The sequence below is a fragment of the Geotalea uraniireducens Rf4 genome (genome assembly GCF_000016745.1).
Taxonomy (GTDB): domain Bacteria; phylum Desulfobacterota; class Desulfuromonadia; order Geobacterales; family Geobacteraceae; genus Geotalea; species Geotalea uraniireducens.
Map to the genome: position 1 here is coordinate 3,011,778 of NC_009483.1, position 12,317 is coordinate 3,024,094.

Consider the following 12,317-nt stretch of genomic DNA (forward strand, 5'->3'; position numbering starts at 1 on the left):
GGTATCGTTTGGTCAAATTCATCCAGAGAGGATCACCGTCCCTCTGCCTCGCGGCAATTCTGCTCCTGGCAATCCCGGCGCAAGCCCTCGGCCGGCCCCTCAGGATCGGCATTCAGGCAGCGCAACCGCTTCTCGACTCCCCCCCTGCCCGGCTGGCGATTAACGACACTGTCGGCCTTCTGCAAAAAGCATTTCCCGGGGCAATCGTTGCTCTCAACAAGCCCGCCGTTGACGTACGTCTGGTCCTGCCGGATTTCAGGGGCGCCAGATCAGCCTGCATGCCGGAGGCCCAAAAACGGCAGCCCTTTCCTTGCCTGCCGGCACCTGAATCGTCCTACTCCTGGAAATCTGTGCGACAGGCTGGCGTGACGACCTTACGCCTCGCCGCAACCTCTCCTGAGGGGGTTGCCAGTGGTCTCTACGGCCTGTTGCAGGAGAAACTGGGAGTACGGTTCATCCACCCGCGGCAGACAATCATCCCTGCCCGTCATTTCTGGCCGCTACCCGGCTCGTTCACGTTTTCCGGCGCCCCCCGCTTTGCCCAGAGGGGTTTCCACCTCCATACCCTGCACCCCGTCGAACTGACTGAACAACTCAATAACCCCGCCACACCGAACGCCTTTGAGGATGTAACGACCTATCTTGACTGGCTGGCGCGCAACGGCCAGAACACCTTCCAGTTTTTTCTCCTGCGCGGAGTCAACCGGAACGCCTGGATTCCCCATGCCCGGAGGATCGTTGCGTATGCGCATCAACGCGGCATCCGCTGCGGGGTGGAAATTTCTCTCGCCATGCTCCAGCAGCAGGCCTTTCAGGCAATCACGCTGCTCCGGCCGTTTCCGTCGTACCGGCGCCAGGTTGACGAAACCCTCGCCTGGCTGTTCCAGGCGCCATGGGACTTCGTCACCCTGGAGGCAACAATGGGCGAGCACCTCCCCTTCCTGGGAACGCTCCTGCCCGGTGTGCAGTCCCACTTTGAACAGCAGGTGATGGAGCGCTACCACGCCCGACTTCTCTACGCAACCCACGTGATCGGTCAGGATGACGGAGAAAAGGTGCGTCGCCCCCTGCTTCCTGCGAGCGGCATTCTGATCCACACCGTCATGTGCTATTCCGCTTCCGAGCCGAAGGCGCCGGTCTATGGCAACGACAACCAGCGTTTCATGCTGGAGGCGACCCGGGCGGAAAACAACCGTCGTGAGACCTGGTACTGGCCGGAATCATCCTACTGGGTCGGCTTCGATAGCTCGGTGCCTTTGCTGCTGCTTCCCTACCTGGATAGTCGCTGGGAGGACATGGAGACCATGGCGCGAATCGGGGTGAACGGCCACCTGACCTTCTCCTCCGGCTGGGAATGGGGCTATTGGCTGATGGACTGGAGCATCGCCCGCTGGTCGTGGCGATATGCCGACAACGGGCGGGCACGACCCACCTCGCCCCTGTCGCGGCTTGGCGAGCTGTTTCCCGACCCGGTCCTGACCGGGCTCTGGCAGGAGGCCTTGCTCCTGCAGAACCGCTTTCTGAAGGAGCGGGAGCTCTTGCGCTACATGGCGGCGCTCACCCCCTTTTCCGAACTGCCCCCCCCTCTCAACCGCCCGTTTCAGCCGGAACCGGCGTTTCGCTATGGGTGGCTGCTGCACGATGCCGCCGGCGAGGAAGCTGAATCCGTACTCCGGGGACCGGTGAACGATCTGGAAAGCTATGCCGCCGGCATGGAGATAATTGCCTCCCGGCTTACCGCACGAATCGACTACCTGAGAAAACACGCGCCTAAGGCCATGCTCCGCGAACCGCTGGCTGACGAACTGACCACAGGGCTCCGGGCAACCGCTCTGCGCGCCAGACACCGGGCCCTTACGCTCCGGGCGCTGCTCACGAAACGGGGCACACATGGACTCTTCGCCAAGGAATGCAGAGAATCCGACCAGTTCCTTACCCGGGCAGAGGAGGTGCGCCGGGAGGCACTGAGGCTTGTCCTTGGGCAGGAGGCCCGCTACCGCTATCCGGTTGAGCTGCTTGCCCGGCGGCGTCCCAGCCTGACCGCCTATCCCTTCGGCTATCTCTATCCAACCGGGGTCCTGTATTTTTGGGAGCGCGAGGAGCAACAGGTCAGGCAGGACCGTTTTGACCCGCTTTTCATGAACCTGTGGGATATCCGCAGGACCATCGGCCTCGAAAGCCTCTTTTTCAGGAACTAAGGGACTTGGAATTAACTGATATACCAGGTTTTACGCTCAGATTTAGGTCAGGTTTGTCGTTCCTGATTGAGCAAAACCGCAGGCGTAGCAAGGCTACGCTGAGGATTTTGCGATTGAAGGGGCGGCAAAGATGGCCTGAAGATGAGATGTAAAACGGTATATTGGTTAGTTCCGAGTCCCTAAGCCCATGACAAAATATGCGGATCTTCATCTTTCACATAACTATTGCATCGCCTCAATGTGATTGTAATATGGCAGTGGCAGGATGATTCACCATGAAACCATTTAAAGCAGATCTTCATCTTCACTCCAGCCACTCCAACAAGCCGACCTACTGGGCGATGCGCAAGTTCAACGTCCCCGAAAGCTACACCTCGCCCCAGCACCTCTATCGAATCGCCCGTGATCGCGGCATGGATTACGTCACCATTACCGACCATAACTCGATCACCGGGGCTCTGGAGATCGCCCACCTTCCGAATACTTTCGTCAGTTCGGAAATTACAGCCCATTTTCCGGAAAACGGTTGCAAAGTTCATGTGGTCGTCCTGAACATCAGCGAATACAATTTTTACGACATCATGGCCTTGCGGAAAAATGTCTACGAACTTGTCGCCTATCTGAATCGGGAAGAGATCGCCCATTTTCTCGCCCATCCGATCTACGCCCAGAACGATAAATTGACCGCGGAAATCATCGAAAAATGTCTGCTCCTCTTCACCACCTTCGAGGTGAAGAACGGCTGCCGAGCTCGACGTTTCAACGGTTTTACGACGCGTCTCATTTCAACACTGACCGAGGAACGTATCGAGCATCTGGCCGACAAGCACGCCCTGCAACCCTACGGCTCATGCCCCTGGAAAAAAGGGAAAGTCGGGGGATCAGACGATCACGGCGGTCTGTTTATCGCCCGGGCCCATACGGTTGTCGCCGGAGGAGAGTCGGTCAACGCATTTCTTACGGCCGTGCGCAACGGAGATACGTGGGCGGAAGGCGAGGACGGCGGGCCGCTCACCATGGCCCACAGCCTGTACGGTATCACCTACAGTTATTACAAGGAGCGTTTCGGCGAGCGGCGGCGCAGTGCAACCCCCTTTGTCAGCGCTTTGTTGGACCGTTTCTTCAACCTGGGCACAGACAAGTTATCTTTTATCGAAAAAGTCAGGCTGTTCGTCCGCAAAAACCTTCCGGAGTCCCGCAACGCAACCGGCAGGAGTTTCGAAGAGATCCTCGACAGCGAAGCCAGGCAGCTGCTTAACGATACCGAGTTCGTGGCGAGCATCAAGGATGTCGACCATAACCGGAAGATTTTTGCCGTGACAAGTCGCCTGGCAAACCGGATTCTCTTCCATTACACGAGGCGTCTCATGTCGTTGCCCGGCAATGCCGGGTTCTTCGACTATCTCAACACCATCGGCACAATCGGCCTGGTGCATCTTCTTATCTCCCCCTACTACCTTGCCTTTCACCACCAGCACAAAAGCAAGGAACTGATGCAGGAACTTTCGAAGCAACTCCCCGATCGCGCCACCCGGCAGCCGGCTGAAAAGATCGCCCTGTTCACCGACACGCTCGACGAAATCAACGGCGTGGCCATAACGATCCGGCGCCTCATCAGCACGGCCCGGAACAGGGGGATCGAACTGACGGTGATAACGGCGGGGAACTCTACCGATGATGAGATGGTAGGCGTAAAAAAATTCGCCGCTGTCGGCGACTTTGTCCTGCCGGAATACCCTGAACTGAAACTCAGCTTCCCACCAATCCTCGACGTGATGGATTTCATCGAGAGAGAGGGATTTACCTCCATCCACGTCAGCACGCCCGGCACGGTTGGGCTGCTCGGGCTGCTGATCGCCCGCATGATGGACATTCCCCTGGCCGGCACCTATCACACCGACATACCGCAGTACGTGCGCTGCCTGACCAATGACGAATTCCTGGAACAGGCCGCCTGGAGCTACATGGTCTGGTTCTACAATCAGATGGAAGAGGTCATGGTTCCTTCGGTGGGAACGAGGGAGCAACTGCTCGCCCGCGGCCTGCCGGCCAACAAGATGAAGCCGCTCCCCCGCTGGGTGGACACCGACCAGTTCACTCCGGCCGGGAAAACCCCGCGCTACTGGGAGGACCGTGGTCTGACCGGTGCTGTAAAGCTGATTTACGTGGGGCGCGTCTCGCGGGAAAAGTCTCTAGAACTCCTAACCGAGGCTTTTCGCGAGTTGGTCGACACCGGTGCGGATGTGGGCCTCGTCATAATTGGCGACGGTCCCTATCGTCAGGAGATGGAGACAGCCCTCGCGACCTATCCGGCGCTGTTCACCGGTTATCTGCACGGGGAAGAGCTGCAACGCGGCTATGCATCGGCTGATCTTTTCGTCTTTCCCAGCGCAACCGACACGTTCGGCAATGTCGTTCTGGAGGCGCAGGCCTCCGGCCTGCCCGTGATCGTATCCAACGCCGGCGGCCCACGTGAACTTATGGTCGAAGGGGAAACAGGAGCGGTCTTCCAGGCGGGCAGCAAGGACGATCTTATCGCCGCCATCAGGCGCTTGACTGCGAGTCGCCGGCTGCTGGCCGAAATGGGGGAAAAGGCCCGCACGTTCACCCTGCAGAAGGCGCCGAGCGTGGACGAAACCTACAGCACCATTTTGCACACAGGCGCTGCAGCGATTATGACTGACGAACATCAGGCGCCAGCAGGCGCAGCATAACATCCAGCAAGGAGGTAGCTCATGACATTTGCAGAAATAAAAGCAATAGCCAAGGAACGGGGCATCAAGGTCGGCGGCGTGAAAAAGATCGATCTCGTCAGGTCACTCCAGGCCCAGGAGGGCAATGAACCCTGCTTTGCCACCGGCAGAGCTGCCGAATGCGGCCAGCTGCACTGCTTATGGATTAAATCCTGCGAATAGGGAGAACCACCGGGGGTCACCAATTACTCGTGACTCAATTACTCGGGAGCCTGCCTCCCACCCTTTGCCCCGGGTTCGCCACGCAGCATGAGCAGCCAGAGCAGGACCGGCGCAAGGTACTGGCCGACCAGACTGATCCCCATTGACAGCCTGATTGCGGGTTCGTTGTGAAAGGCGGTCATCATCACATTGCAGATCCTGAACATGACCTGTATGCCGACGATGGCCGCCAGCCCCGCTGCCAGCGCCGTGAGTTTCCGCTGCATCACGCGGTGGCGGCTGGCCAGGACAAGCCCGACAAAGGTCACCACGTTGAAGGTCTGATAATAAATCTCGTGCTGGTATGGTATTTCGAGACGATAGTCGAACAGAGCGAATAGAGCCGTAACCAGGTGATCGGTCAGCCTGACGTACTCCTTGTTGATCGCAAGCCATACAAGAAAGGGAATGGCGGAAAAAGCAACGAAACGGACCGGAAAAGCGGCAGGCGTGAACCGTGGAGCGGCCGGCGATGCTGCTCGCAGCCATGCCATGCAGACGGCAAGGACGAACAGGACCATCAGGACCTGCCCGAGATAGACATGGACGAATTCGAAGAGATTCTGCTTTCGCAGGCCGATGGCGAACACCGCGGCAATGCGCAGGATGTTGCCCGCATGGAGAACCGGTATCCCGAGAGCCAGGCCGATAAGCTTCCGGCTCAGGGATATCGGGTAGGCAATGACGAAGGAGAAGAACAGTATCCCCATGTAGAGGACCGAGCATTCCGTGATGACCCTGACCGCAAAGCCGTCCTGGCTGAGGGTGAGCCCCTGGAGGGCCGGATGGATGCCGAATGGTCCCAGGCAACAGGCAGACATGCGGGCGGTATGGCGGTTTAACGGCTCAAACAGGGATTCGGGCAGCCAGGTGGCGAGGGTATAGAGCAAAATACAGCAGATGCCGAATGTGACGGCAAACCTGACGTCGATGACGGACTGACCGGATGGTGCTCCGCTGCCGGCCCGCCACGATTTAAAGCCCCTTTTCCGGTTCATGGAACCATCCAAAAAATATTCGGATTACATCTCGGCCGGGTTGATCTCCACTCGCGCTTTTTTGCGCAGGTCCCCGGCGTAGCGGTTGGCCTTCTCCATCGCCTTTTCCTGCTTGAGGTACTCCGAGATCTTCCCCTCTGCCGCTTCATAGGCTATCACCTGCTCCGGCTTTCTGTCGGTGAGACGGATCAAGTGCAGGCCGAACCTGTCCTCGACAATGCCGCTCGTTTCCCCCACTTTCAGGTCCATGACGGCATCCTCCACCACCCTGGCCATCTCCCCGCGCCGAAAAAAGCCCAGATCGCCCCCCTGCTCCTTGCTGCCGCATTCCGAATAGGCGCGGGCCAGTGCATCGAACGATTCGCCCTTTCCGACCTTCTCACGGATGCCTTCGATCTTCTTCTCAGCCTCCGCCCTGGCTTTGCCGGTCATGCCGCCGGTCCTGACCAGAATATGGCTGATTCTGACCTGGAGCGGCCGCTTGAAGGTGTCGGGGTGGCTACGGTAATACCCTTTCTTTTCCTCATCCGTAACCGTGCTCTGCCCGGCAAACTGCCGGTCGATATAGGTCCTGACCGCGATTCCCCGTTCGACGATATTCCTGAGCGATGCCTCGGACACGTGCAAGCTGCTCAAGGCCGAGCTGAATTCCATCTCGTTGGCGAAACGTGTCTTCAGCCTGGCCAGTTCCTCGTCGACTGCCGTCGCAGCAACACCGATGCCACCCTTCCGGCTTTCCTGGTAGATGAGTTCACGACGGATAAGATTGTCCAGTGCTTCCTGCTGGATTTCCTTGAGCAGGGCCGGGCTGAATAGCCTGACGCTGCGGCTCCGCTTGAGGCGCTCCAGTTCACCATTACACTCTTCCCGGCTGATCGGGGCGCCGTTTACCACGGCACAATTCAGTTGCCGGGCGGTCTCTTCGGCCGGAACCGGCGCTGCCGGAAGCGACAGCATTGCAACTGTCAGTGTAAGACGAAGACCGGCCTGTATCGCATTGCTCATGAACATCCTCCGTGGCTCACTCCGTCGCGGCTGATTCCGCTATGGGACTTGGTAATTGTAAATATACCACGTAGGGGCGACAGCACGGCTTCTTCGTGCTTCGCCCCAGTTCGCAACGCCACCAAAGACGGGCGAAGCAGATAAGGCGTTTGCTTCGCCCCTACGATCAAAAACGGTATATCAGGAAATTCCATGTCGCTAAAAACGCACATTGACATTGGCTTGAAAGGTATCGACCGCGAACTTGGGGCCGACTATTTCGTTGGTGGTCAGCCATTTTGCCGACAACGACAGGTTTTTGGCAACCCCGATTTCGCCCCCCAGAATCCACCCCTCCGCATTGGTGCCTCCTGCGTGAAAATCCGATTCGGCAAAGGCATCGATAACCGCATCGGCCTCCAGATGCTTGTAGAAAAGGTAACTCTGCCAGTCGCCAAGGTTCTGCACCTTGGGATAGCCGACCGTCACGCCGAACTGGTACCCTTCCGTCTGTTTTGTCGTAAGATCACTGTTCCAGTCCCACAGCGGCTTTTGCAACACTTCGGAGTAATCGAAGCCGATGTTGTTGACGTAGTCGGCCAGCAGCACCACATGGACAGGGTTCCAGAAACCGATATCCAGCATGCCGGTGAGGGCCAGTTCCCGATACTTGCCCGCCAGGGCCAATTTGTACAAACCGGTCTGATCTATAAACATTCGGGTATTCCCCTTTTGCTGAAACTGCGGCATGGTCCAGTCGTTGGTGCTAGAACCCGGTTCGTTCATGATCCCTTCCGTATGCTCAAAATCGTAAAACGCCACGCCGAATTTCGCCGAAAGCTCTTCACTCGGCTTGTACTCGACCCCCACCTGGCCGGCTAAGAGCCACTTGTCCCGCTGGGAGAATTCGATCTCCTGAAGCGGAAAGGCGCCTGCCGTAACGAAGCCGGAAAGGGTTTCCGTCACCCTCGGGGTCCAGGTTACGGCCAAGCCGTCAAAGTTCACGTCCGGGTCCCAGACCAGGTCGCTGTAAAACCAGGGGTTGGGGAAACGTCCGCCGAGAACTGCCAGCTCCGGTATGGGTCTTATCCTGAAATAGGCCTGGTCGAGAACGAAGGTCTTCTTGTTGAAGAAGTCTCCCAGGGTCGCGTTGGTTGACACCGGATCGGTGGTGTTCCCCGTGGCCAGGCCGATGACAGCATCGGTCTGGTCGTTCACCTTGGCGGTTACGTTGAGCCTTGCCCGCAATCTGACCCGCTGGCGATTAATATGGGAATTCAGTGGTTCAGGCTTGTCATTGCGGTAAAAATCAGCGTTGCTGTCATCGAAGAAAATGCTTTCGTAGCGGAAGCGCAGGTCCCCCCCGAGCTTGATCCGTTGCGCCCACTCTGACGAGGCAATCGACTTGGTGACCTTGTTAACCCCCTCCGTCACCTGATCCTGAACACTCTGCTTCACGTCGCCTGCTGCGCTGTCCGCGACCGTTTTCAGGTAATGCCCCTCCCGGTTGCCGACAACCTCGCTGATGGCCCCGGCCAGGTAGCGCTTATGGTAGGTCTCGCTCAACTGCTCGGCCTCTTCGCCGCTCAGGATGCCCATCACCCTCATCCGCTCTATGATCAGGTCCGCATCCCTGACCTCGTTGTAAAGTTCGTCGAAGTCCTCCCCGCTTCTCTCCCCGGCAATCCACTTTTCCCGCAACTGGCCGATCAGAACCGACACATCGTCACCGGGCATGACCTGTTCATTCAAACGACTGCCGATGGTTGCTGCCTCTTCACCGGTAATGATCCCTTTTGTCTGCAAAAGCTCAAGGAGAGCGCCGACGCCCCCCTGCTTGCCGCTGCCGGCTGCCGGTTCAGCACAGAATGCGGGAAAGGATCCGCCACCAATAACCATTATGGTCACACTGATAATGAGTGTGATTCGCTGCCACATTGAAAACCTCCAGATAGTTGAGTCCATTTATGTAATCTAGTGCTGATCTTCAGCCATCAAGACAAAGCAAGCGCCTCCCCCTTTAAGAAAGGGGGAATGAGGGGGATTTGCCTGTCGCATTCTAAATCCCCCCTGGCCCCCCTTTCCCAAAGGGGGGTAAAACCTTAATCCTATCCCTGCAACGAAATTTTCAGGTTCATGCCGCTCGGCATCCCCTCCGGCGGCGGCTCGCTGATGTGTATGAGCCTGATTGCTTCCAAAACCGCTTTGTCCATTCTTTCATTTCCGGACGTGCCGGTAATGCTGAACTTGACCACCGTGCCCCGCTGATCGAGAAAAATCTTGACCAAGGCCTGGTTTTTCCCTTTCGGGTAGCCGCCTTCCCGTTCCAGGCGTTTTTTCACCTGGTTGCGGATTTCGTCCTGAACCTTCTGGGTATACCAGCCGTACCTGGCCAGGAGCGACAGGCGGTTTGCGCCGCCGCTGTTGCCGCCACCGATCAGCCCCCGGCCACCCTTTTTCCCCACAAGGCCGAAACCGTCCGACCCGGCACCCCCCTCCCCGTCAACCCCCAGGTCGCTGCCGGCAGGGGTGTTGTCCTGCGGTTGATCCTGGGCCTGGTTCTGCGGCGACTGCGGGGATTCCTGGGGAGTAGTGATGGTCTCCTTGGGGATCTCTTTCTGCACCTGCGGGGGAGGTTCCGGCGGTTTTTCCTTCACATCGGGCGGCGGCTTGATCAGCGTGATACTGGCGATCTTCTCCTGTTTCCGCCCGCCGTCATCGGACAGCATGATCCTGATCACAAAGACGATCAGACCGAGAAAGACCAGGCCGATCACCCCCGGCACCAGCCAGGTTTTGTACAATCCTGTGAGAGTGTCTTTTTTATGTTTCAACTTTTTCACGGCTACTCCATGCGGATTCCGATGGATACCCCCCTTTTAGAAAGGGGGGCCAGGGGGGATTTCTCCGCGGCAATCATTGTAAATCCCCCTAAATCCCCCTTTCTCAAAGGGGGACTTTATGCTTCCGGCTGGAAACTATTTGACCAGCTTCTGCGTCACTAGTCCGAGCTGGGTAATCTCCAGTTTTTGCAGAAGGTCCAGCACCTCGATGATGTTCTTGTAGGAAATTTTTTCATCCCCCCTGACCACCACCGGGAGATTCGGGTCGGACGCCTTGGCCTGGCGCAGCCGGGATTCCAGGTCCGAAATCGTGACCGGAAAACTGTCCAGGTAGATCGTCCCGTCCCCGGTGATGGTGATCGCCTTGGTGGTCGGCTTGATCTTGCTGGCCGCGGCGCTCGCCTTGGGAAGGTTGACGCTGATCCCCTGCACCGAGGCGGTAACCACGAGCATGAACACGACCAGGAGATTCCAGGCCAGGTCCAGCATCGGGACAACATTGATTTCTACAATGTCTTCGTGATCATCTGCCGGCGCTTTCATGCGGATTCTCCGTAATTCCCTGCGATCTTGAGGTTGAGCTCTTCAATGAACAGCCGGGTATCGATATTGACGTTTTTCATCTGGGCCGCCAGGTATGTGTAGGCGAACAGCGCCGGGATGGCGACCAGGAGACCGAACAGTGTACAGGCCAGCGCCGAAGCGACACCCGGCGCAATGGCTGCCAGGCTGGCTTCACCGGACTCGGCCAGGCTGGCGAAGGTATTCATGACCCCCCACACCGTCCCCAGCAGTCCCCAGAACGGTCCGCCGGAGATCCCCAGCGTCAGGACCATCATCCAGCCGTTAAGTTTCTTTGTTTCATTGGTGCTGGCCCGGTCCAGGGCAGCCTCCACATAATTCAGGGATGCCCTGCTTAGGGCGTTCTTCTTCGAGGAGTTCGCCCGCTCCAGGCAGCGCTGGACTTCGTCATAACCGGCGCAATAGATGCGCCACAGGGACGAGTGCTGGAAGGCCTCTTCCTCTTCATGAAGCGCCAGGGGATCGTCGAGTTCGCCGAAAATGGCAAGGAAGGCATGGTTCCCCTTGGTGATTTTCTGCAGGGCGATGAACTTGCGGACGAAAACGTAAGTGGCCAGGAGAAGCATGCCTGTGCAAAGGCCGATGACCAGCCAGCCGTCGAGGGAGATGCTCTTGGAAATGACCCGCATCATGTGGATGGTCATATCTTCGCCGCCACCCTTGCCGCCGGCCTCCTCCTGCTGGTAGGCGGAGAGCTTTCCCTCCTGCCCCTGGCTGCCGAAGGCGACGCCGATCCATCCGGCAGAGCGGGCAACCGACGATATCTCCACTTCATCCATCTCACCCGCATAGAAACCGCCGCCGTTCAGGGCAGCGCCGACCGCCAGCTCCGCAGCAGGAGAAGGTAGCGCCACGGCCAGAGGCGCAGCAGCAGCTTCCCGGCCATCCAGGTAGACGACAACCCTCTTGCCCGGCTCCGCGGAGACGGCCAGGTGATGCCAACTCTGGGAGGTGATAGCGGGGGTCTTGCCGGTGACAGCCTGCTTGCCGTCCCCAGTGATGCGGCAATAGGCGCCGGCCGGGTCCAAGCCGACAACGATCGACTGGCTGCCGTCATCCCAGGAAAAGAGGCGCGCATCGGCAGCTGTTCCGGCCGGCTTGAGCCATGCGGAAAAGGTAAAACCCTTGCTGAAGTTCAGTGATGACGAGCGCTTGATCACCAGCCTGTCGCTGCTGCCGTTGAACGCCGCGCCATTGCCGATGGCCGCCGGTATCCCCAGCTTGCCGCTGAACTCGGCTCCGTGATTGGCATAGGCAGTGGCGTCACGGGGCGTGCCCTCCTTCTCGTCGAAATGGAAAGACGCCGCCATGGTCGCGTCGTAGGTCCCGCCGTCATCAGGGACGGCTTCAACCGAATTGTTGCCGTAATAGATCCAGACGGAATCCTGTGCTGATCCGCCGGTGATCTGCGGTACCTTGACCCAGAACAGGCCGATGGCAAGCTTCGGATCGTACTTCTCCAGGTGCGCCTTGAGCGGGGTCTTGTCATCGCCGCTGACGAACCTGATGTCGGAGCCGTCATCCTTGGCATTGGCGAAGGTGAAATTCCCTGCATGGAGGCGGAGCAGGACCGGCACCTCGGTCAGGTTGTCCTTGATGTTCGTCCCCTTATCCGTGGTGTCGAAAGCCACCTTCTTGCGAAACTGCCATTTTGCATCCCACCAGGCGTTGGCCTGGAGCACGCCGGTCATCATCACCAGGGCGATTACCATCCCGGTGACGCTCAATAATTTCCCATGAATACTTCCCCTCATGCCA

The 12,317-nt window shown here is 58.3% G+C and carries 9 protein-coding genes; 3 read left to right on the forward strand and 6 right to left on the reverse strand.

What is annotated here, in order from left to right:
* Window positions 1–8 precede the first annotated feature (8 nt).
* The 3 genes from GURA_RS13235 (at window position 9) to GURA_RS13245 (ending at window position 5,113) form a co-directional block, all read left to right on the forward strand.
* The gene (locus tag GURA_RS13235) at window positions 9–2,198 is read left to right on the forward strand and encodes a hypothetical protein (protein ID WP_011939456.1); all 2,190 of its coding nucleotides are present in this window, start codon (window positions 9–11) and stop codon (window positions 2,196–2,198) included.
* 275 nt (window positions 2,199–2,473) lie between these two features.
* Window positions 2,474–4,912 carry a glycosyltransferase family 4 protein gene (locus GURA_RS13240; RefSeq protein WP_011939457.1) on the forward strand — a complete coding sequence of 813 codons (2,439 nt, stop codon included), beginning with the start codon at window positions 2,474–2,476 and terminating at the stop codon, window positions 4,910–4,912.
* Between the two features lie 21 nt (window positions 4,913–4,933).
* Entirely contained in the window at window positions 4,934–5,113 is a 180-nt protein-coding gene (locus tag GURA_RS13245) for an SAP domain-containing protein (protein ID WP_011939458.1), read from the forward strand.
* A gap of 38 nt (window positions 5,114–5,151) precedes the next feature.
* Here the strand turns inward: GURA_RS13245 and xrtH are convergent, their stop codons facing one another.
* The 6 genes from xrtH to GURA_RS13275 form a co-directional block, all read right to left on the reverse strand.
* Window positions 5,152–6,150 (reverse strand): exosortase H, encoded by a 999-nt coding sequence (xrtH, locus tag GURA_RS13250; protein ID WP_011939459.1) that lies wholly within the window; start codon window positions 6,148–6,150, stop codon window positions 5,152–5,154.
* 24 nt (window positions 6,151–6,174) lie between these two features.
* Window positions 6,175–7,155, reverse strand: coding sequence for a peptidylprolyl isomerase (locus GURA_RS13255; RefSeq protein ID WP_011939460.1), 981 nt, complete (start codon window positions 7,153–7,155; stop codon window positions 6,175–6,177).
* A 198-nt stretch (window positions 7,156–7,353) separates the two neighbouring features.
* Window positions 7,354–9,072, reverse strand: a complete 1,719-nt coding sequence (locus tag GURA_RS13260) for a putative porin (RefSeq protein ID WP_011939461.1) — start codon at window positions 9,070–9,072, stop codon at window positions 7,354–7,356.
* Between the two features lie 170 nt (window positions 9,073–9,242).
* Window positions 9,243–9,977 (reverse strand): energy transducer TonB, encoded by a 735-nt coding sequence (locus GURA_RS13265; protein ID WP_011939462.1) that lies wholly within the window; start codon window positions 9,975–9,977, stop codon window positions 9,243–9,245.
* 135 nt (window positions 9,978–10,112) lie between these two features.
* Window positions 10,113–10,520, reverse strand: coding sequence for an ExbD/TolR family protein (locus tag GURA_RS13270; protein WP_011939463.1), 408 nt, complete (start codon window positions 10,518–10,520; stop codon window positions 10,113–10,115).
* Window positions 10,517–12,313, reverse strand: coding sequence for a MotA/TolQ/ExbB proton channel family protein (locus GURA_RS13275; protein WP_011939464.1), 1,797 nt, complete (start codon window positions 12,311–12,313; stop codon window positions 10,517–10,519). The genes GURA_RS13270 and GURA_RS13275 overlap by 4 nt, the downstream gene beginning before the upstream one ends.
* Window positions 12,314–12,317 lie beyond the last annotated feature (4 nt).